Below are 21,807 nucleotides of genomic sequence, written 5' to 3'. Positions count from 1 at the left end.
TGTTCTAGCGCGGCCGCGCCTGGGCTGCCAGTGTATGGAGCGCCGGTCCGCTGATGCGGTGAACGGTCCAGTCTGCAAGCGCCTGCGCGCCGAATCTGCGGTAGAACGCGATTGCCGGTGCATTCCAATCGAGCACGGCCCACTCCAGGCGCCCGCATCCACGCGCCACCGCAACCCGCGCGACTTCTGCGAGCAGGGCCTTGCCGATTCCACGACCGCGGTATTCAGGACGCACAAACAAGTCTTCGAGATAAATCCCTGGCCGGGCGAGGAAAGTCGAGAAACTGTGAAAGTAGAGCGCAAACCCGGCCGCCTCGTCGCCATCCCAGGCCAGCACCGCCTCGGCATGCGGGCGCGGACCGAACAAGCCCGCATGCAGGGCTGCTTCAGTGGCTGTGACTTCGTGCAACAACTTTTCGTACTCGGCCAGCGCACGAATCAAGGCGAGGATCGTCGGTACATCCTGCGGCCGTGCCGGACGGATGCTCACTGCCGTCATCAGAGACCCAAGACGTCGCGCATCGAGTACAAGCCTGGCGCGCGGCCATGGATCCAGGCAGCGGCGCGCACGGCGCCGCGGGCGAAATTCTGGCGGCTCGAGGCCTTGTGCGTGATCTCCACGCGCTCACCTTCGCCCAGAAACATCACCGTGTGATCGCCGATCACGTCGCCGCCACGCACTGTCGCAAATCCGATCGCGCCCGCCGGACGCGGACCTGTATGCCCCTGACGGGCATAGACGGCGGCTTCCTCGAGCCTGAGTCCGGCACCGCGCGCAATTGCTTCCCCCATCGCCAGTGCCGTACCCGAAGGTGCATCGACTTTATGGCGGTGGTGTGCCTCGACGATTTCGATATCGAAATCAGACCCAAGCACCCGCGCGGCATCCTCGAGCAGCTTCAGGCAGACGGTCACCCCGATGCTGAAATTGGCGGACAGACAAATGGGAATCCGCCGCGCCGCCGCTTCGATCTGCGCCTTTTGGGCCGCATCGAAACCAGTGGTGCCGATGACCATGCCCGTGCCGGCGGCCACACACAGCGGCAGCGCGGACAGGGTGGCTTCCGGTCGCGTGAAGTCGATCAATACATCACAGGCATCGAGGCCGGCGCGCAGGTCTGCAGCGATCGGTACCCCGAGCTCGCCGACACCGGCCAGCGTACCGGCATCGCGCCCCATCTCGGTGTGGCCGGCGCGCTCTAACGCAGCGCCGAGTGTCACCGCCGGGGTTGCGGCCACAGCCTGGATCACCGCACGCCCCATGCGTCCCGTGGCACCGAGAATGGCAAGACGGGTAATGCTCATGCACGCTCCGTGAGATCAATGACGGGCGCATAGCTTAAGCGGTGCCGGCCCTGTGCTCACAGATCCAGTTCGTGTTCCTCGGCAGCAAATGCGATGGCGAGCGCACCCTCGCCGACGTTGATCCCGCCGGTGATACTCATGATGCTCTCGAAAACCTCCACACCCTTGCGCCGACAGACATTGATCATCGCGGCATAACCAGAAAGCTTGTGCACTTCGGCGAGTTCGCCGCCGTAGCTGATCGCAAGCGTGGGCGTCATCAACCCCTGTTCGATGCGGCGGGTGACGTAACCGAACAGCCTCTCCGCTGCGTCGTCGAAGTGCCGCAGCTTGGCCACCGGCCCGGTTTCGTTGCGATAGCCGCGCAGCAGCGGCTTGATGTCGAGCGCGGTTCCAAGCATCGCGCCAAACCAGCCGACACTGCGATCCCCCTTTTTCTGCGCGCGCACCCGCAGGTAGTGCAGATCGCGCGGAATCATGTAGCCATAGGTGTTGGGGATGATCTGCTCCAGCCGTTCGCGGATCTTGTTCGGATTGGCCACGCCCTGGCGGATCATGCGCACCACTTCGACCGCGGAGATCGCCTGTCCGGCGAACAGATTTTGCGTATCGACGACACGCAGCGAAAAAGGCCCTGGAACCCCGGCCTGCGCACGGATCGGCTTGTAGTCCGACAGAATCGCGAACGAAGCTTTCACCGCATTTTCGTAGATCGGGCTGCGGCTGCTCGCGATGGTGAGACAGAACACGAAGTCGTAATCGAGCACCAGGTTCGATAAGAACACGTCCTTGATCTGCTCGGGTGACAGCGGTGAAGTGCTGGCATCGGCGACTTCGGCACGATGGTGCCGATAGAACTCGAGTGTTTCCTGTGGGTCGCGCCGGTCCACCAGATCCCGCCCCTCGAGGTGGATCGTGATCGGCAGAATGCCGATCTTGTGCTGGGCAATGAATTCCGGCGGCAAATCACAGCCGGAATCGACGACGATTCCGATACGCATCGTTGTTCTCCTCCTGCGCCGGTATGCCCCCGCAAACCAGGCGCTCCTGCCTTCAGCTGGCGACTCGCCAGACCCTAACCGTTCTTTTCCAGACGCTTGGCTTCGAGCCAGAGCGCCTCCATCGCGTCCAGACGCCGAGCATCCCCGATCGGCGGCAGAAGCTCAAGCCGTGCGGCGACGTAGGCAAAGCGATGCGTGAATTTGGCATTCGTGCGCGCCAGCGCTGCAGCGGGATCGACACCGAGATGGCGTGCCAAGTTGACGACCATGAAAAGCAGATCGCCCAGCTCGGCTTCCACGGCATCGCCCCCCTGGGGCACGGCCTGCTTGAGTTCCTCGATCTCTTCGGCAAGCTTGGCCCACAGCTCGTGGAGATGGCGCCAGTCGAAACCCAGCTCGGCCGCATCGCGCTGCAGTGTCAGGGCATCTCTGAGCGGATCGGACGCGCTCATGCCGCTCCCACCTTCTGCACCAGATTCCACAGCATGCCGGCCGTCGCGCCCCAGATGCGATGCTGCCGCCAGTTCAGTTCGAGCACCGGCAGATGGATCCCCTCGCGGGACAGGCGCGTGCGCTTGAAATTCCGGGAGTCGAAGACGAAAGCGAGTGGCACCTCAAAGACCTCCGCGACTTCATTCTGATCGATGCTGAGATGAGGCTCACCCTCGATCAGACCGACGACGGGCGTCACCCGGTAACGCGACAGCGTGGGATAATCGTCGAGAAAGCCGATGACCTCGACGCAGGCGGGATCGAGCCCGATTTCTTCGCGCGCCTCACGCAACGCGGTATCGACGGCATTGCCGTCGGCGGCGTCGCACCCGCCGCCTGGAAAACTGATCTGGCCACTGTGCGAACGCAGATGGCCCGCGCGGACCGTGAACAACATCGATGCGTCATCGCCGCGGCGAATCACCGGCACGAGCACCGCCGCCGCACGCAGACGTGTGCCGAGCAGCGGTTCCAGCAGCTTCTGCGCCTTGAATGGCAAGGCCAGATCGACCATCGGCCGCGGCGGCGCAAGACTCGTACCGGCGAGCGCGCAGCGCAGACGCTGCTCCCATTCGGTCATCTCGGTTACCGGAGATTCGGCGTTCATTCCCGGAGTTTAGCGGATGCGATCTACAATCCAGGGCACCATGCCGATGCCGACTTTCCAGGACTCGCTGCGCCAGCGCCTGCTCGACTTCACGCCGCACATCGCGGCCTGCGGCATGCAGATCGAGCGACTCGACGCCACCGCCACCGAGCTCAGATTGCCGTTCCGCGAGGAGTGGATCGGCGATGCCGAGCGTGGATTCCTGCATCCCGGCATCATCACGACGCTGATCGATTCGGCCTGTGGCGCCGCCGTGCTGGCGCGCATCGGACAGGCAGAGATGATCGCGACGCTCGACCTGCGTGTCGATTTCCTGCGCGCGGCCGTCCGCGATGCCGACACCCTTTGCCGTGCGCACTGTCATCGCTTGACTGCCCACATTGCCTTTGCGCGGGCCACGGTCTGGCAGGCGCCCGAAGGCGAGCCGATCGCATCGGCACACGGTGTGTTCGTGCGGACGCAGCGATCCACGCGGGAACCGGCATGAGCGAGGCCCCGCTGGCCGAAATTCTCCGGCAGGCCCGCGAATCGGGTTGCTACGAGGCTTTGCTGGCACGGATGCCTTATGCGCGCTTTCTCGGCGTGCGCATCGAGCGGCACGGCGACATCCTGCGCTCACATCTGCCTTATCGCCCCGTTCTCATCGGTAACCCTGCGCTGCCGGCCCTGCATGGCGGGGTGACTGCCGCATTCATGGAAAACGCGGCGATGCTGCACCTGTTGCTCCAGCCCGGACAAGACCGCATACCCAAGATCATCGATTTCGCGATCGATTACCTGCTCCCGGGTCGGCCACAGGATTGTTATGCCGAGTGCCGCGTCGCGCGCGCCGGCTTGCGCATTGCGCAGACCCAGATCCGCTGCTGGCAGGGCGACCCGGACCGCCCGATCGCGATCGCGCGGGCGCATTTTCTGCTGGCATCGCCATGACCCGGGATGCACTGCTCGAGCGCGGCCGCACGCTGCGTGAGCTCGACCAGGCCGCGCACGCCCCCAAGGGCAGCGCCTTTCGTGCATTCAAGCATCTCGCGGAGCGGTTCGAAGAAGACCGCGACTACGTGGTGCTGCACCATGAACGCGACCGCGCACGGATCGAGGCGCTGCGCGCACGGCAGCGCATCTACGCCGGCAGCCTCAATGTCATCGTCCTGGCGCCCCACGCAGCCGAAGCGGTGGCGGCGGCATTGCGAGGCTCCGGGCCGGCTTCTCGGTAATGATGGTTTCTCTCATCCATTCGCAGGGTTGCGTGTGCAAGAGGCGATGGTTAGGATGCCTCACCGTTCACAACCTTTCCGGGAGCATCACATGTCTGCCGCTGCACTGCTTCACAAACTGCCCGCCGCCTTCAACGCCAGCCAAGCCGCCGGCACGAATTGCACGATCCAGTTCATGTGCTCGACGCCGGTGCATGCGGTGATCAAGAACGGGACGTGCACCGTTAACGATGGCCAATCCCCCAATGCCGACGTCACGATCACGATGGAAGACGACGACCTCGTCGCCCTGATGAAAGGCGAGCTCAACGGCATGACCGCATTCATGACCGGCAAGCTGCAAATCGAAGGCGATCTGATGCTTGCCCAGCGCATGGCGAGCTTCTTCGACGCCAGCAAGCTGTAAAAGCTTGTCCACAAGATGTTCCGCAACCCCGGGTGGCGACGCCCGGGGTTTTGCATTTGAACTGGTCGCCGGCGAAGCCGGACTGGAGCTGGTGGCGCGACATCATCCCGATTACAAGCCGCTGACCCTGGCCTGGACCGGCGCGTCACAGCGGCGGCGTATCGCCGCAGGCCGCAAGCAGTTGCTGGCGCGCGCCGTTGGTCTGCACAAGACGGACTCGCTGAGCGTGCTCGACGCAACGGCCGGTCTGGGGCGCGATGCCTTCACACTCGCCGCACTGGGCGCGACCGTCACGCTGGTCGAACGCCAGCCGTTGCTGGCCGCGCTTCTGCGCGATGCATGGCAACGCACCGCAACCGATCCAGTCTGGCAAAAAGCCGCCGCGCGCATGCAGATCATCGAAGGCGATGCGGCCGCCCTGCTCGCCGGCCCTGCACGCTGGGATGTCGTCCATCTCGATCCGATGTACCCGCACCGCGGCAAACAGGCGCTACCGCAAAAAGAAATGCAACTGCTGCGCGAGTTGTGCGGCCATGACGACGATGCGGCCGAGCTACTTGACCTGGCGCTCGGCGCCTGCCGTCGGCGGGTCGTGGTCAAGCGACCACTGAGCGCACCGTTTCTCGCCGGCCACCGGCCTGATTTCCAGTTGCGCGGCACCCAGGCACGATACGACGTCTACATCCCACCGTCATCCGCAGACCGATAAGATGGCATGACTCGGCAAACCGTTTACCCCATGCGCCTGCTCACGCTGGTCCGCCATGCCAAATCGTCCTGGGACGACCCGACCTGCGTGGACTTCGCCCGACCGCTCAACGAGCGCGGCCGTCGCGATGCGCCACGCATGGCCACGCATGTCTTACGCGCGCTCGGTCGCCCGGACCGGCTGATCAGCAGCCCGGCGCTGCGCGCGCTGACAACCGCGCAGATCTTCGCCGAGACGTTCTCGATCCCCCAGCACGCGATCGTCTGCGAGCCGCGAATTTATGAAGCGGCGCCAGAAACCCTGCTGGGTCTCGTGCAGTGGCTCGACGACGCCGACCGCCACGTGATGCTGTTCGGTCACAATCCGGGTCTTTCGGAACTCGCGCATCTGCTCGCGCGCTGCAGCTTCGACGATCTGCCCACCTGCGGCGTCGTCCAGATCGGCTTCGACAGCACGCGATGGTGCGACATCGACGAGCGCGCCGGCACACAGCGCTTCTACGCCTTCCCCAAGCAGCTGCGTGAGCGCAGTTGAGCGCACAGAATCGACGGGTCAGCGCACCGGCTGCAGGGCTCGCCGGTAACGGGCAGCATTGGCGACGTAGTGCTGGGCGGTTGCACGCAGGATCTGGATTTCCGTGTCCGTGAGCGCGCGCGCGACCTTGGCTGGCGCACCGAGGATGAGCACGCCATCCGGAAAGGTCTTGCCTTCGGTGACCAGTGCGCGTGCACCGACGATGCTATTGGCGCCGATACGGGCGCCATTGAGGACGACAGCGCCGATGCCGATCAGGCTGTTGTCGCCCACAGAGCACCCGTGCAGCATCGCCATGTGACCGATCGTGCAGCCGCACCCGATGGTCAGGGCGATACCCTCGTCGGTGTGCAGTACCGAGCCGTCCTGGACATTGCTGTCGTCACCGATGACGATGGGGTCGTTGTCGCCGCGCAGCACGCAGTTGAACCAGACGCTGGCGCGCCGTCCCAGCGTCACCGCGCCGATGACCTGGGCGTTGTCGGCCACCCAGGCATCCGTGCCGAGCTGCGGCTGGCGACCGTCGAGCGTGTAGAGCATCAGGAGCCCCGAACATGAAACACCAACGCAGCGTAGCGATCGTCCTGCTTTGGCTGCAAGCGCTGATCGGCTCGTCGATCATGGCCTGCAGCCAACCGGTCCCGCGTCTGCCGCCGCTGGCCACCGATGGCGTAGTCCTCGCCTTCGGCGACAGCCTGACCTACGGCACCGGTGCAAGCCGCGAGCAGGCATACCCGGCGCAGTTGTCGGCCTTGATCGGGCGTCCGGTGGTCAATGCCGGGGTGCCCGGTGAGACCACGGCCGAAGGACTGGCGCGATTACCGGCAACCCTCGATGAAATCCAGCCTGCACTGGTGATCCTGTGCCTGGGCGGCAACGACATGCTGCGCCAGATGGATCGCGCGTCGATGCGCGCCAATCTCGCGGCGATGATCCGCGAGATCCGCACTCGCGGCATTCCGGTCGTTCTGCTGGGGGTCCCGGAACCCAAACTGCTGCGCCTCAAGGCCGAACCCAGCTATGCGGCGCTCGCTGCTGAATTCGGTGTACCCCTCGAAGCCACCGTGATTCCCACCGTGCTCGGTGAGCGCACGCTCAAGTCGGACCAAATCCACCCCAACGCCGCCGGCTATCGCCGCATCGCCGAAGCCATCGCGGCATTGCTGAAAAAAGCCGGCGCCGTGTGAGAAAACGCTAGGCCGGCTCCATGGCGCGGGGACGTGCGCTGGCGATGAAGCCGTGGCCGTGATCGAGCAAATATTCCAGCCACTTGTTCAGCAGCAGATTGCGCCGCCATTGCGCGGATAAGAACGCATGCGCGGCGGGATCGCCGTCACGCTCGGCGAGCCACGGTGGACGGTGATTGCATGCCAGCGCCTCGGCCACACCTGCATCACGGTATAGCCGTACCCACAGATCGGGCTGCCGGCGGATACCCGACTCATCGGTGAATTCATAGGTCAGGCGCAACGTCAGCGTATAACGGTCGCGCTCGACGATTTCCAGATGCAACGGGCAGTCGCTCAAGCTGTGCGAGACGGCCCGATGGCATGGCGCATCGGGCTCCGGCACCAAACGCTGGATCAGTCGGTAATTGCGCTCGTACAGTTCGAGCAGGTGCGCGATCCTGCGCGGTTTTCCGCAACAGGGGCACGCGTGCATGGAGGCTTGCATGAGCGGACTATAAGATAGGCTCACGATCCGCGACAACGAATCGAGGCGAACAACATGCCCATACGTGAAATCACGACGAAACCCTACCTCGATCAGAAACCCGGCACCGCGGGATTGCGCAAGAAGGTCGCCGTATTCCAGCAGCCGCATTATCTGGAGAATTTCCTGCAGTCGATTTTCGACTGTGTGCCGGCGCTCAAGGGCGCGACCCTGGTCATCGGCGGCGATGGCCGCTATCACAACCGCGATGCCATCCGCACCGCCATCGCAATGGCCGCCGCCAACGGCGTTGCCCGTGTCGTCGTCGGCCAGGGGGGGCTGTTGTCCACACCGGCGGCCTCGCACCTGATCCGCAAGCTCGGTGCCGCCGGTGGTTTTTTGTTCACCGCCAGCCACAACCCGGCGGGGCCGGATGGCGACTTTGGCGTCAAGTTCAACATCGCCGGCGGCGGCCAGGCGGGTGAGGGGTTGACCGAGCGCATCTATGCCCAAAGCAAGACGATCAGCCGTTACCGCACGCTCGACGATATCGAGCTCGATCTCGACCGCCGCGGCACGCAGACCATCGCCGGCATGAGTGTCGCAGTGGTCGATTGTGTGGACGACTATGCCCAGCTGATGCAAAGCCTGTTCGATTTCGACCGCATACGCGACTGGATCCGGCGCGGCAACGCACTGCGCTTCGATGCCATGCACGCCGTCACCGGGCCGTATGCACAGCGCATCCTGGTCGAGCAATTGGGCGCACCGGCGGCGGCCGTGCTCAATGCGATCCCGCTCGAGGATTTCGGCGGGGGGCATCCCGACCCCAATCTCGTCTATGGCAAGCACTTGGTCGAGCTCGCCTTCTCCGACGGCGCCCCCGAACTGATCGCAGCCAGCGATGGCGATGGCGACCGCAACATGATTCTCGGCCGTGGCATTTTCGTTTCCCCGGGGGATTCGCTGGCAGTGCTCGCGGCGCATCTGCCGCAATTGCCGGGCTATCGCGACGGCCTGTGTGGCATCGCCCGCTCGATGCCGACATCGCGCGCCGCCGACCGCGTCGCCCACGCCATGCACTTGCCGCTGCACGAAACACCGACGGGTTGGAAGTTCTTCTGCAACCTGCTCGACGCTGGCCAGGCCACGATCTGTGGCGAGGAGAGCTTTGGCACGAGCTCCGCACACACGCGCGAAAAAGACGGACTCTGGGCCGTACTCGCCTGGCTCAACGTGCTGGCGATCACCGGAAAGCCGGTACAGGCGATCATGCGCGAGCACTGGCTGCGCTATGGCCGGCATTACTTCCAGCGCCACGATTACGAGAATCTGCCGGGCCCGGCAGCCGAGGCCGTAATGCAGGCCTTTGCTGGATCGCTGGCCAATCTGCGCGGGCAGAAACTGGGCGACTGGGAAGTCACGCTCGCCGATGAATTCAGCTATCACGACAGAATCGACGGCAGCATCGCCACCGGCCAGGGTTTACGCGTGGTCTGCGGTGAACACGCCCGCATCGTCATGCGCCTGTCCGGAACCGGCACCCAGGGCGCCACGCTGCGGGTTTATCTGGAGCGCTACGAGCACGATGCCAGTGCCCTGCACTGGAAACCCGCCGACGCGCTGGCACCGCTTTCTGCCGCCGCGGACCGGCTCGGCCGCATCGGCGAGCTGACCGGCCGCAGGGCAGCATCGCTGGTCACATGATCCGGGCTGCGCCCGGCAGAACGGGCATATGGCGGATCAAAACCCGAGATGGACACCCGGCGGCAGCTGCAGACCGGCGGTGACCTGCGCCATCCGCGCCTTGGATGCGTCCTCGACTTTTTGTGCGGCGTCGTTGATCGCGGCCGCGATCAGGTCCTCGAGAAACTCTTTACCTTCCTGCAAGGCTTCCGGTGCGATCTCGACCCTGCGTGCCTGATACTTGCCGCTGAGCGTGACCTTGACCATGCCGGCCCCTGCCTGGCCGGTCACTTCCATCCGCGCGATCTCGTCCTGTGCGCGCTTTAAGTTCTCCTGCATTTGCTGGGCCTGACGCATGATCTGGCCGATCGCCTGTTTCATGTCTGTTCTCCGTGGTTTGCCCGACTAGCCGTCGAGCGGATGGATGCTGCCGGCACGTACCTGCGCGCCGAATTGCTCGCGCAAGGCGCGCACGACCGGATCGGCGAGAATCGCGGCCTCGGCCTCCTGCTGGCGTTCGCGCTCGCGGCGCTGCGCCAGTTGCGCGGGTGATTCGACGGCTGCTTCGGCCTCGGCGATATCGATCTGCAGCCGTATCGGCATACCCAGTTGTACTGCCAGCGCCGCCTCCAGCGCAGCACGGCGCCCTTCGACGAGCAGATGGCGCGCCTTGGGGTCGAGCCCCAGACGGACGAGCGTGCCGTCACGTCCCAGCCAGGCGCAATGGCGCGCGAGCTGGCGCGTGAGGCCCTCAAGCGCCATGGCCTCGACGCGTTCTGGCCAGCTCGCATCCTCGGGCAGACGGGCCGCCGCCGTCGCGCCGGGTGTCCCGGCACGCGGTTCTGCTGCGCGCACGGCGCCGCTGTCGGCGGCCGGTGCGCCATCGGCGCCATCGGGCTGGAACGCGAACATGCGCAGCAGCGTCATCTCGAAACCGAGCCGCGGAGCCGGCGCCCATGGCAGATCACGCCGGCCGTGCACGGCGATCTGGTAATACAACTGCAAGTCCTCGGGCGCAAACCGCGACTTGAGCGCGACCAATTCGACATCGTCGTCCTCGGTTTGCGCATCCGGCAATAGTTGCAGCACGGCCAGGCGCTGCAGTGCACCGGCGAGCTCATTGAGCAATGCCGCATAGTCGGGCGCCTGCGTCTCCAGCCGCTGGATGCAGGCGAGCAGCGCCTGGGCGTCGCGGTCGGCCAGCGCTGCCAGGATCTCGAACAACAGACGGCGACCGGCGGTGCCGAGCATGTCCTCGACCACGGCACGGCGCAGCGTCTGCCCGCCGCAGAAAGCGATCGCCTGATCGAGCAGCGACAATGCATCGCGCATCGAGCCATCGGCGGCGCGCGCGATCTCGATGAGCGCCCCCGGCTCGAAGCTGACGCTCTCGGCCTCGAGGACCTTGGCGAGTTGCTCGCGGATCACCGCAACCGGCAGGCGTTTGAGACTGAATTGCAGGCAGCGCGACAGTACCGTCGCCAGAAGCTTTTGCGGATCCGTCGTCGCGAGGATGAATTTGACATGCGTCGGAGGTTCCTCGAGCGTTTTCAACAATGCGTTGAACGCGCTCTTGGACAGCATGTGGACTTCGTCAATCAGATAGACCTTGTAGCGGCCGCGTACCGGTGCGTACTGGGCGTTTTCGATGACCTGGCGGACGTCATCGACACCGGTATTGCTGGCGGCATCGATCTCCAGCAAATCGACGAAGCGGCCCTGATCCACTTCCTGACAGGCCGAGCATCGTCCGCAGGGCTGGGCGCTGACACCGGTTTCGCAGTTGAGGCATTTGGCGATGATGCGCGCCAGCGTGGTTTTGCCGACGCCGCGCGTGCCGGTCAGCAGAATGGCCGGATGCAGACGATCGCCGGCGAGCGCGTGGGACAAGGCTCTGACGACATGATCCTGGCCCATCACGTCCTCGAAGCGGCGCGGACGGTACTTGCGGGCGAGTGCGAGATAGCTCATGCGTCTAGTGTCCGGTGTGCAGTGTGCGGTTTTCTACCGTCGCGGGCCTGCGCATGGACGATCGATCCGCTGCCGTGGATCGAGATCGGGCGGTGGACCCGCACCAGCGGACTCCGGCACCCGGCGTCACCGCTACCGTTGCTCCCTTCCGGGCCTGGCGGGGTTCACGGCTAGCCGTCGCGGAGGGCCGGCGCGGGCCACCATAGACGATGCGGGGAAATCCGCAAAGGACGCGCAGTGTGCCTGAATCGCTGGGCGATGTGTAGCACACCCCCATGGTCGGACCTACGACCGCCGCAGGGCCTGCTGCTCGTCCAGCGTCAGGGCGACCTTGTCGCGCAGATAGGCTGGCGTCAGCGCATCGGCCGAAGCGCCCTGCCCGGCCGCAAGCTGCGCCAGACCGATCGTCAGCGCATCCTGTGCGCGCGGCAGTGCCTGCTCATCGATGCGGGTGATTTCGGCCCTGGTTGCTACACGCAAGCGCTCTGCGTAGCGCCCCCAGCCGGTGCCGGTGGCCGCCCACAGACCCGGCGCCACGACGGGCGCATGCGCCGGATCGCACACGCGTTCGGGCATCATTGCCTCCGGCAGCCCATCGCCGCCCCGCCGATAGCAGCCGAGATAAACCTCGCGCATGCGTGCATCGATGGCGGCGATCACGCATTCGGCGCCAGAATCGAGCATCGGCAAGGCCAGTGTCGCCAGCGAAGAGACGGCGGCCACCGGTCGATCGTGCGCAAGCGCAAGACCCTTGACATAGCCGACACCGATGCGCACGCCGGCGAAACTGCCGGGGCCGATGCCACAGACATAACCGTCGAGCTGGGCAAACCCGAGCCCTGCCTCACTCATCAGGCCGAACACCATCGGCATCAGACGCTCGGTATGCGAACGCTCGACGATCTCATGACGCGCCAGAACATGCCCGCCGACGGACAAGGCTACCGAGCAGGCTTCGGTCGCGGTATCGATGGCCAGTACATTCATGGTGTGAACAACGGTAACGGCGGACTCGTCTTTCGTCATCTGTTGCAATCCATCGCCGTGGTACGGCGGGTCATCTCGGACAGCCAATGCCGCACGGCATCGAGGTCGCGCAGCAACGGCATCGATGGCAACGCGGCGAGCACCTGACGTCCGTAGGATTTTTCGGTCAGACGTGGATCGCACAGCATCAGCAGCCCGCGGTCGTCGGGATCGCGGATCAGGCGGCCGATCCCTTGGCGCAGGGTGACGATCGCCTCCGGCAGCTGGAGTTCCCGGAATGGATTGCCGCCGCGCGCCTGGATGGCTCGCCGCCGGGCCTCGAGCACCGGATCGCCAGGCGCGGCGAACGGCAACCGGTCGATGACGACCACGCGCAGCGCCGGTCCGCGCACATCGACTCCCTCCCAGAAACTGCTGGTGCCCACGAGCACGGCGTTGCCATCGGCAACGAAGGCATCGAGCAAAGCGGAGCGTGCATCCTCGCCCTGCACCAGCAGGCGACAGGACAGATGGGCACGCAAATATCCGGCGATGGTGCGCACCGCCCGATGGCTGGTGCACAGCACGAAAGCCCCGCCTTGAGCAGCCTGGATCACCGGCAACGCCGCTTCGGCGACCGCCTGCGCATAATCGGACGCGTTCGGATCGGGAAGTCCGCCGGGAAGATACAAACGGGCCTGGCGCGCGTAATCGAAAGGACTGTCGAGCTGCACCGTCTCTGCTTCGTCCAAGCCCAGCGCGCGCGTGTAATGCGTAAAATCCGCGCCCGATGCGAGCGTGGCCGAGGTAAAAATCCACGCCCCCGGGTACGTTTGACGCATACGCCGGAACCCCTCGGCCTGCTCGATCGGTGTCGCATGAAAACTGCCGCCACGGGTCAGGGGTTCGACCCAGCGCACCTCGGTGGGAACCTCATCGGTCGTCGCCGATTCGGCCTCGCCTTCGAGGATGTGCGTCCAGTTGTCGCGCAGCGTCAGTGCGCGTTCAAGATCGGAAGACAATTCGGCATTGCGCTCTTCGAGCGGACGCAGAGCCTGGTACAAGTCCTCGATCGATTGCCGCACGCGCGTGAGCGCACCGCGTACCTCCCCATCGGCCATGAAAACTTGCAGCGGCAGGCGTCCCATCCCGGCGCGAAAACATCGCTCCAGTTGCTCGACGTCGGCCGACAGACGCTGCGCGCACTCGACGAGATCGGGCAGATCACCGCAGTTGCGGGCGTCGAGCTGGACATCGCCGGCGAGCTCGTGGATCTGGCGCGTCGATACGCGGCAACCGAAGAACTGGGCGGCGAGTTCCGGGAGCTGATGCGCTTCGTCGACGATCACCGCATCGGCGCCGGACAGGATCTGACCGAAACCCTGATCCTTGAGCAGAAAATCCGCGAACAGCAAATGATGGTTGACGACGACGAGGTGCGCAGCCTGGGCCTGGCGGCGTGCGCGCGCCACGAAGCAATGCTCGAACTCGCCGCAGCGACTACCCAGGCAGTTGTCCGGGGTCGAGGTGATCTGCCGCATCAGCGACGATTCCTCACGGAAATCCCCGAGCTCGGATAACTCCCCGGTTTCGGTACGGCGTGCCCACGTTTCGATCTTCTGCCAGATCTGGGCGGCATCGCGCACAAGCGGCAAGCCGCGGGCCCGCTTCATGCGGTGCAGACACAGATAATTCGTCCGCCCCTTGAGCAGCGCGACGCGCACCGGCGAAGCCAGCGCTGCACGCACGCGCGGTAGATCACGGTGGAACAACTGGTCCTGCAGGGTATGGGTGCCGGTGGACACCACCGTGCGCAAGCCCGACAGCAATGCGGGAACGAGATAAGCATACGTCTTGCCGGTGCCGGTCCCCGCTTCGATCACCAGGCAGGTGCGGCTGGCGAGCGTGCGCGCGACCCTGTCGGCCATGCGCTGCTGCACCACCCGTGGCGCGAAATCCGGCAGATGACGCTCGAGCACACCGCCGCTGGCGAGCGCCGCGGCGACCTGCGCACCGAGCTCGCGATTCATGGCGAAGACTGGAACGACAGCGAGCGCTCCAGTTCATCCGCGTGCAGGCTTGCGCTGCGCGCGCCCTCGGCGTCGCCCAAAGCCTGGCGCGCTGCTGCGATCGTGCGCCAGTTCACCAGTTCGACATACACATTGCCGCGCGCCAGGGCATTGGACTTGGCGGCAAGGTTCGCCGCCTGGGCGGGGTTGTTCTGCGCGAGATAGGTCTGTGCCAGCAGCGACCAGACGAAGTAATTGCGCGGTTCGATGCGTAGTGCGCGCTCCAGCGCGGCGGCCGCCTGCTGCGGACGGCCGCCATCGAGCGCCGTGCGCGCCTGCCGCATCAGTGCCGTCACCGCCGCACTGCTGATCTCCTCCGGGGTGCGCGGATACTGCGGCAAATCCGACGCCGGCGTCTCCGGAGCCGCGGGCTGCGGTTCGATCTGCGGCGCAGGCGGCGCCGGTGCGACGACGATCCCCGGCTCATCCTGCGGCCAGCTACGTCGGGTGCCGTGGCTCGTGCCACAGGCGGCAAGGGCAAAAGCGAGGAAGACGACGAAAAAGCGGGATGTGATCACACCGGTTAGTGTAACGGCGTACCGCCGGCGAATCAGCCGAAGATCTCCCGCAGCCATTGCAGCGGGTCGATCGGGCCTTCGTGTTCGTATGCACAGGGCGCCCAGTCCACCGGAGCGGAACCGCGCACGAACGGCACCTCGATCACCTCCGCGCAGCCCGCGTCGGCACGCAGCCCGGTCTGCATGTCGATCAGCAGCATCTCGATGCTTTCGGGGACGATCGGCTCGAAGCTCTGCACCCGCAGATCGCGCATCAGCCGCGCCCACACGGGCAACGCACCGCTGGCCCCCGACAAGCCCGTGGGCTGATTGTCATCGCGGCCGACCCAGATCACGGCGACGCGGTCGCCCGAAAAACCGGCGAACCAGCTATCGCGGTAGTCATCGGTCGTGCCGGTTTTGCCGGCCACGGCGATGTCGGCGGGTAAAGTGGCATAGACACCCCGCCCCGTGCCCTCGGTGACGACGCGGCGCAATGCCCAGTCGACGAGATAGACCGGGCCATCCGGCAGGGTTTGCTGGAGCTGGACCGGATAACGGGATAGCGGTTCACCATCGCGGGTCTGCACCTCACGGATCGCCGTCAGCGGCGCTTGGAATCCGCCGGCGGCCAGCGTGGCATAGATCTGAGCGACGTCGAGCGGCGCCATGCCGAGTGCACCGAGAAACAGCGATGGTAATGGCTGCACATCACCGGAGTAGCCGGCGCGGCGCAGCGTGCGCACCACCTGCTCGGCCCCGACACGCAGACCGAGATGCACGGTCGGCAGATTCAGGGACTGCACCAGTGCGCGATACAGCGGCTGCGGCCCATGCAACTGCCGGTCATAGTTCGCCGGCGACCACAGCTTGCCGTGCGGCAGTCGCAAATCGACCGGCTCATCGGGCAGGATCGTGTACAGGTTGAATTCGCCGGAACGTTCCAGCGCCGTCAGATAGACGAAAGGTTTGACCAGCGAACCGATCGGGCGCTGTGCATCGAGTGCGCGGTTGAATCCGGGGAAGCGCACATCGCGGCCGCCGACGAGTGCCAGCACCTCCCCGCCATCGACGCTGGTGACGACGCCGGCTGCCTCGAGCGTACCGGCTTTCATTTTGCGTGCGCGCTCCAGTTCCGGCAGCGTGCCGACGATGTGACGTTCCAGCGTCTCCTGCACACGCGGATTGAGCGTCGTGAAGATGCGCAGGCCTTCATCGGTGAGGTCCTCGTCGCGATACTGCCCGCGCAATTGGCGGCGCACCAGCTCGACGAACGCCGGATACCGCTCGATCCCACCGGCACGGCCGGCATCGACTCCGAGCGGCTGGGCCGTGGCATGGGCGAAGGTCTGATCGTCGATCAAACCTTCTTCGTGGAAAACCGCGAGCACGAGATTGCGCCGCTCCAGCGCGCGTTGCGGGTTCCGCCGCGGGTTGTAATAGGACGGCCCCTTGACCACGCCGACCAGCAGGGCGATTTCGTGCGGCTGCAATTCGGACAGCGGCTTGTTGAAATAAAACTGCGCGCCCAGCCCAAAACCGTGAATCGCACGGTTGCCGTCCTGACCCAAGTGAACCTCGTTGAGATAGGCCTCGAGAATTTCGTCCTTGTCATAGTGGCGCTCGAGCAGGACCGCCATCAGCGCTTCGTTGAGCTTGCGGGTCCAGCTCTGGCGGCTGGTCAGGAAAAAGTTCTTGACCAACTGCTGGGTGATCGTCGATCCCCCCTGCACGACGCGTCCGGCTCGCAGGTTGGCCAGCGTCGCGCGCAGAATCGCGCGCAGACTCACACCCGCGTGCTCATAAAAGTGACGATCTTCGACGGCGATCAAGCCGGCGGGCAACAATGGCGGCACCTCGGCCAGACGCACCAGCACACGGTCCTCGCCATGCCGTGGATAGATGCTGCCGATCAGCATTGGATCCAGGCGCACGATGTCGGCCGGCTCACCGCTGTCGAGGCGTTGCAGCGAATCGATGCGGTTGCCGCTGAAGCGCACGGCGAGCTTGAACGCCGGCTGCTCCCCGTCCCAGAAGCGGAACGGACGCACATGGATGTCGATCTGCGTGCGTGACGGCAGATAAGTGCCGGTGCTCGCCAGATGGGGATCCTCCCGATACCCCAGGCGACCGAGCTCGTGAACCAGATCGGCAGGCGCCAAGCCCAGACCGGCGTACAGCTCCAGCGGCGCTGCATAAACCTGGGCAGGCAGCGCCCAGCGCACCCCGGCAAAACGCTCGCGGATCTCACGATCCAGTTTGACCAGATAGGCGCTGAACACGATCAGCCCCGCGCTGAGAACGAGGATCAGTGCGGTGGCGGCGAAAACCCAGAGGGTGCGGCGACGGTTGCGCGACATAAGGGCGCGAAGTGTAGTCGATCACCCGCACAGCCGTGATCCCGCGCGGGTGCATCAGCCTCCTGCACCGTGCCCATGCCTCGGGATGCGCAATCCTTGCCGCGCAGCGCACGAACACTCCGTCCAGTGCATCTGTCCCTGGCCATTTCTGGGCCGACACCGCCTCATGGTCTGGCTGTCACAGAACCGCAAAAGATCGCGGGCATGCTTTTGCGGATTGATCAACCGTCTGGGAGAACGCAATGCATGCGAACGTGTGGACCGCCGCCCTGGCCGGCGTCACGATGACCCTGCTCGGGGGCTGCGGCGTCAAAGGTGGATGGATGGGCGCCGATGCCGAGAAAGCCTATGAAGCGCAGATGAAAGCCAAAGCCGAAGCGGCCAAGCTCAACAACGACGATTACTACGAAATCCACCGCGATGGCCGCATTTACGTGTTCTCCGATCTCGATGAGTATCAGAGCTTCCGTAAAGTTGGCGAGATTCCGTTGGTGGTGACCAAGATCGGGGCCGGCCCCAATGGAGAGACGGTGAAGATGGGCTTGCTCAAGTCCGAGGCCAAAGCCATGGAGAAAACCGTCGGATACAAGGGCTCCGCACAACGGATGTTCGAAGGCGAGCTCAAGGGCGCCGACAAAGGTTTCTACGGCGAGCTACACAAAAATGGCCGCATTTACGTCTTCACCGACTGGAAAGATCTGGAAGCGTTCAAGGCAACCGGCGAAGCACCCTTTGGCGTGACCCATATCGGCAAGGGTCCGAACCGGGAGACCGTTGTGTTCGTGCAGAACAGCGCCAGCGCGAAATCTGCACCGACCGAGGCAATCGCCCGCTTCGAATCGATCTACGCCGCAAAGTAAGTTCTGCGCTGCCTGCAGCCGGCCCCTGTGTATTGCACTCTCGATCCGCAGGGGCCGGTGCGCCGGCTTCTCAGACCTCGCTTTCCACCAGCTCCTCGCGCGACAACCCGTACTTGCGCAGTTTTTCAACCAGAGTGGTGCGCCGGGTATTGAGGAGCTTTGCGGCATGGGCGACGACACCGCCGGCCTGTGCCAGTGCCTGCCTGATCAGCGATAGTTCGATGCGCTCGATGTGATCCTTGAGGTTGACACCCTCGGGGGGTAGCTCGCCAAGCGGGTGACTGGCCGCGATCGCCACCGGTTCGCTAACCGGCGGCGGTAGATCCGGCACTACGGGCCGCGCGATGCCACTACCGGTGGCCTCGTATCGCGCGTCGGTAGTAACAGCCAGCGACGCTGGCTCGGACGAGGCCTGCACCTTGGCCCGATAGCGCTGCGGCAACTCGGCGACGCCGACCACGGCGCCCGGATGGAGTACGGCCAGGCGCTCGATCAGATTGGACAGTTCGCGTACGTTCCCGGGCCAGTGATAGCTGCGCAGGGCGTGGATGGTCTCGCTGGCCAGCCGCACGCTGCCGTGACCACTGCGCTCAATTGCGTGTACCAGATCGTCGATCAGCAGCGGCAGGTCCTCCATGCGATCGCGCAGGGCTGGCATCTCGATCGGAAAGACATTGAGCCGATAGTACAAATCTTCACGGAACGTCCCTTTGACGATCGCATCTTCCAGATTGCGGTGTGTCGCGGCGATGATGCGCACATCGCAGTGCGAGCTGCGGTTGGCTCCGACGCGCTCGTACGTGCGCTCCTGGAGCACGCGCAGAATCTTGACCTGCATCGACAGCGGCATGTCCCCGATCTCGTCGAGGAACAGCGTGCCGCCATCGGCCATTTCGAAACGGCCTTTGCGTGCGGTGATCGCACCGGTGAAGGCGCCCTTCTCATGCCCGAATAATTCGCTCTCCAGCAGCTCGTGCGGAATGGCGCCGCAGTTGACGGCGACGAAAGGTTTGCCCGCGCGGGGAGAACGCTCGTGGATGGCGCGCGCAACGACTTCTTTGCCGGTTCCGGATTCACCCGTGATCAGCACGGTGGTATCGAAGGCTGCAACCTGCTCGATCATCCGGCGCACACGGCGGATCGCCGGCGAGTTGCCGGTCGGTCCCGATAGGCGCACGGCCTGCGCCGCCTTTTCCATGCCGAGCAGACTGGCGCGCCGCAGCAGTTCAGAGAGCTGGGCGTACTTGACGGGAACATCGAGCTGCAGGCAGGCACTACGGTCGAGGCCCGACACCTCGAGCACGGCTTCGTAATACGGTTGCAGCACCAGCAACGGCGGATGCAGCCGGTCGCGCCGCAGCCAGTCGATGAAAGGCATCAATGCCGAGGGTTCCGATTTGCCGACGGTCACGGCCGCCCACTCGCGCGGCTTGTGCTGGTGTAGGTCGAGCATGGCGACGCTCTCGACGACCACCGGACGGTGGTCGATGAAATCCAAAACCGTGCGCAAGCTCTCGGCGCGTTCGACGTCGGCATCGATGACCAGTACCCGTGCTTCATTCATGAGTGATTACCCCCGAGAGATTGCGGATGAAGGCGATGACCTCGGTTTCATAACGCTGCTTGTTGATGAAGCCATCGGCTCCGACCTGGGCAACGAATTCGCGGTGTGCCGGATCGTCGTAGTGCGATGCGATGAGGATGATCGGAGGCTTATCTTGCGCCTTGATCAGACGTGTGGCCTGCAGGCCGCCCATCCCCGGCATGGCCAGATCCATGATGAGCAGATCGGGACGCAGCGTCTCGGCGAGCATCACGGCCTGATGGCCGTCGTAGGCTTCTCCGATCACGTCGATCTGCGGATAGTCGGCAAGCAGATGCCGAGCCAGCACTAGGAATGGCCGGTTGTCGTCCACCAACACCGTACGCCACTTCCTCACCTCGGCACTCCTTTGTCCATATGCACGCGCCGCGCTCAACCCACCAGACGCAAGCGCCGACGCGCAACCCGTGCACATCGCTCCTTGGCAGGCGGGATACCCATGGCCTCGCGATACTTCGCCACCGTGCGCCGGGCCACGTGTACGCCATGGCGGGCCAGGATCGCAGCGATTTCGCCATCACACAGCGGATGGCTGGCGTTTTCGGCATCGACGATGCGGCGGATCATCGCTTTCACGGCCGTGCCTGAGGTCTCGCTGTCTGCGCCCATGATCTGTGAGGGGAAGAATGCCTTGAGTTCGTAGATCCCCCAAGGCGTTTGGGCCCATTTGTTGGTCGTGACCCGACAGACGGTCGATTCATGCATGCCGATGGCATCGGCGATCTCGCGTAAGGTCAGCGGCGCCATGCCCTCCTCGCCCCGCTCGAGGAACCCTTGCTGACGTTCGAAGATGGCGCGCGCCGTGCGCAGCAAGGTTTCGTTGCGCATTTCGACACCCCGCACGAGCCAGCGTGCTTCCTGCAACTGATCACGCAGCGTGCGCTCGCTGGCGCCTGCGAGCAGGCGCTCATAAAGACGGTTGATCCGCACGCGCGGCAGGCGTTCGGCATTGAGCTCGATCTTCCATGCGCCGGGAACACCGCTGACCACCACGTCCGGCAGTGCCGCCTCGGCTGCCACCGCCATCGCCGCGCCCGGTTTCGGGTTGAGCGAAAGAATCAGCTCGACGGCATCGTGCAAATCCATCCGATCGACACCCAGCGCTGTACAGATGCCGTCGAATTCACGATTCGCGAGCCGATCAAGACAGGTCGAGACGATACGCTCGGCGAGAGCACGCCCCCGCGTAGCGGGCGGCAGTGCGTGGATCTGTAGCAGCAGGCACTCGCGCAGATCGCGTGCGCCGAAACCCGTGGGCTCGACGCTTTGCACCTTTTGCAATGCCGCCTCGACTTCGGCAAGACCGGGCAACGGGTCGAGACCCGATTCGCGGGCGATGCCATCGAGTGGCTGCTCGAGATAGCCGTTATCGTCGATCGCCTCGAGAATGACGGTGACGAGGCGGGCTTCGCGCGGCGTAGTGACGATGAGTTTGAGTTGCTCGATCGCCGCCAGACGGGCGTCCTGCACCGCCGGCTCGGCGATACGCGCTTCCCAGGGAGCGTCGTCTTCGTCACGAGACTCGCCGCCCCACCAGCTGTCACGACCCGATCCATCGAGATCCGCGGTGACGGACGCTCCGGCAAGCATGCCGTGCGCGCATATCTGATCCGCGCCGCTGGTCGCTTCCGTTTCGTCTTCGCCGCTTTCGCTGTCATCGACCGTTTCGAGCAGAACGTTGCGCTCGAGGGCCTCGCGCAGCTCTTGTTCGAGTTCGAGTGACGAGAGTTGCAGCAGCCGGATCGATTGGAGCAGCTGTGGCGTCATCGCCATCGCCTGGACTGGCTGCTGGCGCAGGGTCGGTTTCATTCTGGGTTCTCCTTCCGTTCCGAACTTGGCCAAGCCAGCTTCCCGGAAGCGGGAGAATCCCTAAA

25 protein-coding genes and 1 other RNA gene are annotated in these 21,807 nt (G+C 64.8%); 9 read left to right on the top strand and 17 right to left on the bottom strand.

Annotated features, from left to right (window positions below; translation table 11 throughout):
* Positions 1–4 precede the first annotated feature (4 nt).
* From BMZ48_RS02990 to BMZ48_RS02970, 5 genes are all read right to left on the bottom strand, one after another.
* The gene (locus BMZ48_RS02990; RefSeq protein ID WP_091531600.1) at positions 5–499 is read right to left on the bottom strand and encodes a GNAT family N-acetyltransferase; all 495 of its coding nucleotides are present in this window, start codon (positions 497–499) and stop codon (positions 5–7) included.
* On the bottom strand, positions 499–1,299 hold the full coding sequence (gene dapB, locus BMZ48_RS02985; RefSeq protein WP_366449987.1) for a 4-hydroxy-tetrahydrodipicolinate reductase: 801 nt from the start codon (positions 1,297–1,299) through the stop codon (positions 499–501). The genes BMZ48_RS02990 and dapB overlap by 1 nt, the downstream gene beginning before the upstream one ends.
* 62 nt (positions 1,300–1,361) lie before the next feature.
* On the bottom strand, positions 1,362–2,306 hold the full coding sequence (locus BMZ48_RS02980) for a DegV family protein (RefSeq protein ID WP_091531593.1): 945 nt from the start codon (positions 2,304–2,306) through the stop codon (positions 1,362–1,364).
* A 74-nt stretch (positions 2,307–2,380) separates the two neighbouring features.
* Positions 2,381–2,758, bottom strand: a complete 378-nt coding sequence (locus BMZ48_RS02975) for a MazG nucleotide pyrophosphohydrolase domain-containing protein (protein ID WP_091531590.1) — start codon at positions 2,756–2,758, stop codon at positions 2,381–2,383.
* A complete protein-coding gene (locus BMZ48_RS02970; RefSeq protein WP_091531586.1) occupies positions 2,755–3,405 on the bottom strand; it encodes a CoA pyrophosphatase in 651 nt (216 codons plus the stop codon). Before BMZ48_RS02970 ends, BMZ48_RS02975 begins: the two co-directional genes overlap by 4 nt.
* A gap of 46 nt (positions 3,406–3,451) precedes the next feature.
* On the opposite strand from BMZ48_RS02970, the gene BMZ48_RS02965 reads away from it, so the two are divergent.
* The 6 genes from BMZ48_RS02965 to BMZ48_RS02940 all read left to right on the top strand — a co-directional run bounded on the left by BMZ48_RS02965 (position 3,452) and on the right by BMZ48_RS02940 (position 6,268).
* The gene (locus tag BMZ48_RS02965; protein WP_234981495.1) at positions 3,452–3,892 is read left to right on the top strand and encodes a PaaI family thioesterase; all 441 of its coding nucleotides are present in this window, start codon (positions 3,452–3,454) and stop codon (positions 3,890–3,892) included.
* On the top strand, positions 3,889–4,335 hold the full coding sequence (locus tag BMZ48_RS02960) for a PaaI family thioesterase (RefSeq protein WP_091531583.1): 447 nt from the start codon (positions 3,889–3,891) through the stop codon (positions 4,333–4,335). Before BMZ48_RS02965 ends, BMZ48_RS02960 begins: the two co-directional genes overlap by 4 nt.
* The gene (locus BMZ48_RS02955; RefSeq protein ID WP_091531580.1) at positions 4,332–4,619 is read left to right on the top strand and encodes a hypothetical protein; all 288 of its coding nucleotides are present in this window, start codon (positions 4,332–4,334) and stop codon (positions 4,617–4,619) included. The genes BMZ48_RS02960 and BMZ48_RS02955 overlap by 4 nt, the downstream gene beginning before the upstream one ends.
* A 91-nt stretch (positions 4,620–4,710) precedes the next feature.
* The gene (locus BMZ48_RS02950; RefSeq protein ID WP_091531577.1) at positions 4,711–5,025 is read left to right on the top strand and encodes an SCP2 sterol-binding domain-containing protein; all 315 of its coding nucleotides are present in this window, start codon (positions 4,711–4,713) and stop codon (positions 5,023–5,025) included.
* A gap of 4 nt (positions 5,026–5,029) precedes the next feature.
* Entirely contained in the window at positions 5,030–5,734 is a 705-nt protein-coding gene (locus BMZ48_RS02945) for a class I SAM-dependent methyltransferase (RefSeq protein ID WP_200769485.1), read from the top strand.
* 6 nt (positions 5,735–5,740) lie between these two features.
* A complete protein-coding gene (locus tag BMZ48_RS02940; protein ID WP_234981494.1) occupies positions 5,741–6,268 on the top strand; it encodes a SixA phosphatase family protein in 528 nt (175 codons plus the stop codon).
* An 18-nt stretch (positions 6,269–6,286) separates the two neighbouring features.
* Here the strand turns inward: BMZ48_RS02940 and BMZ48_RS02935 are convergent, their stop codons facing one another.
* Positions 6,287–6,811 carry a gamma carbonic anhydrase family protein gene (locus BMZ48_RS02935; protein WP_091531567.1) on the bottom strand — a complete coding sequence of 175 codons (525 nt, stop codon included), beginning with the start codon at positions 6,809–6,811 and terminating at the stop codon, positions 6,287–6,289.
* Between the two features lie 11 nt (positions 6,812–6,822).
* On the opposite strand from BMZ48_RS02935, the gene BMZ48_RS02930 reads away from it, so the two are divergent.
* Positions 6,823–7,455, top strand: a complete 633-nt coding sequence (locus BMZ48_RS02930) for an arylesterase (RefSeq protein WP_091531563.1) — start codon at positions 6,823–6,825, stop codon at positions 7,453–7,455.
* A 7-nt stretch (positions 7,456–7,462) separates the two neighbouring features.
* Here the strand turns inward: BMZ48_RS02930 and BMZ48_RS02925 are convergent, their stop codons facing one another.
* Positions 7,463–7,942, bottom strand: coding sequence for a DUF1249 domain-containing protein (locus BMZ48_RS02925; protein WP_234981493.1), 480 nt, complete (start codon positions 7,940–7,942; stop codon positions 7,463–7,465).
* A 54-nt stretch (positions 7,943–7,996) separates the two neighbouring features.
* On the opposite strand from BMZ48_RS02925, the gene BMZ48_RS02920 reads away from it, so the two are divergent.
* On the top strand, positions 7,997–9,628 hold the full coding sequence (locus tag BMZ48_RS02920) for an alpha-D-glucose phosphate-specific phosphoglucomutase (protein WP_091531560.1): 1,632 nt from the start codon (positions 7,997–7,999) through the stop codon (positions 9,626–9,628).
* 36 nt (positions 9,629–9,664) lie between these two features.
* On the opposite strand, the gene BMZ48_RS02915 is transcribed toward BMZ48_RS02920, so the two are convergent.
* The 7 genes from BMZ48_RS02915 to mrcB form a co-directional block, all read right to left on the bottom strand.
* Positions 9,665–9,988 (bottom strand): YbaB/EbfC family nucleoid-associated protein, encoded by a 324-nt coding sequence (locus tag BMZ48_RS02915; protein WP_091531558.1) that lies wholly within the window; start codon positions 9,986–9,988, stop codon positions 9,665–9,667.
* Between the two features lie 24 nt (positions 9,989–10,012).
* Positions 10,013–11,578: a DNA polymerase III subunit gamma/tau gene (gene dnaX / locus BMZ48_RS02910; protein WP_091531553.1), complete on the bottom strand. Its 1,566-nt coding sequence runs from the start codon at positions 11,576–11,578 to the stop codon at positions 10,013–10,015.
* A gap of 97 nt (positions 11,579–11,675) precedes the next feature.
* An RNA gene (gene ffs / locus BMZ48_RS02905) (signal recognition particle sRNA small type) lies at positions 11,676–11,772 on the bottom strand.
* Positions 11,773–11,863: 91 nt separating this feature from the next.
* Positions 11,864–12,565: a tRNA (adenosine(37)-N6)-threonylcarbamoyltransferase complex dimerization subunit type 1 TsaB gene (gene tsaB, locus BMZ48_RS02900; protein WP_091531917.1), complete on the bottom strand. Its 702-nt coding sequence runs from the start codon at positions 12,563–12,565 to the stop codon at positions 11,864–11,866.
* 35 nt (positions 12,566–12,600) lie between these two features.
* Positions 12,601–14,574: a DNA repair helicase YoaA gene (gene yoaA, locus BMZ48_RS02895; RefSeq protein WP_091531549.1), complete on the bottom strand. Its 1,974-nt coding sequence runs from the start codon at positions 14,572–14,574 to the stop codon at positions 12,601–12,603.
* On the bottom strand, positions 14,571–15,131 hold the full coding sequence (locus tag BMZ48_RS02890) for a tetratricopeptide repeat protein (RefSeq protein ID WP_159431055.1): 561 nt from the start codon (positions 15,129–15,131) through the stop codon (positions 14,571–14,573). The genes yoaA and BMZ48_RS02890 overlap by 4 nt, the downstream gene beginning before the upstream one ends.
* Before the next feature lie 32 nt (positions 15,132–15,163).
* The gene (gene mrcB, locus BMZ48_RS02885; protein ID WP_091531543.1) at positions 15,164–17,470 is read right to left on the bottom strand and encodes a penicillin-binding protein 1B; all 2,307 of its coding nucleotides are present in this window, start codon (positions 17,468–17,470) and stop codon (positions 15,164–15,166) included.
* A 242-nt stretch (positions 17,471–17,712) separates the two neighbouring features.
* Here mrcB and BMZ48_RS02880 point away from each other — a divergent pair, with 242 nt between their 5' ends.
* On the top strand, positions 17,713–18,330 hold the full coding sequence (locus BMZ48_RS02880; RefSeq protein WP_091531540.1) for a hypothetical protein: 618 nt from the start codon (positions 17,713–17,715) through the stop codon (positions 18,328–18,330).
* A gap of 70 nt (positions 18,331–18,400) precedes the next feature.
* Here BMZ48_RS02880 and BMZ48_RS02875 read toward each other — a convergent pair whose 3' ends face one another.
* Genes BMZ48_RS02875 through rpoN form a run of 3 tightly spaced genes read right to left on the bottom strand, consistent with a single transcriptional unit; the run spans position 18,401 to position 21,742 of the window.
* Positions 18,401–19,894 carry a sigma-54 dependent transcriptional regulator gene (locus BMZ48_RS02875; protein WP_091531537.1) on the bottom strand — a complete coding sequence of 498 codons (1,494 nt, stop codon included), beginning with the start codon at positions 19,892–19,894 and terminating at the stop codon, positions 18,401–18,403.
* Positions 19,887–20,270, bottom strand: a complete 384-nt coding sequence (locus tag BMZ48_RS02870; protein WP_091531535.1) for a response regulator — start codon at positions 20,268–20,270, stop codon at positions 19,887–19,889. The genes BMZ48_RS02875 and BMZ48_RS02870 overlap by 8 nt, the downstream gene beginning before the upstream one ends.
* A gap of 35 nt (positions 20,271–20,305) precedes the next feature.
* The gene (rpoN, locus tag BMZ48_RS02865) at positions 20,306–21,742 is read right to left on the bottom strand and encodes an RNA polymerase factor sigma-54 (RefSeq protein ID WP_091531532.1); all 1,437 of its coding nucleotides are present in this window, start codon (positions 21,740–21,742) and stop codon (positions 20,306–20,308) included.
* Between the last annotated feature and the right edge of the window lie 65 nt (positions 21,743–21,807).

The organism is Fontimonas thermophila (genome assembly GCF_900113085.1).
In the GTDB taxonomy this organism is placed as follows: domain Bacteria; phylum Pseudomonadota; class Gammaproteobacteria; order Nevskiales; family Nevskiaceae; genus Solimonas; species Solimonas thermophila.
This window is presented reverse-complemented; position numbering and strand designations above follow the sequence as displayed.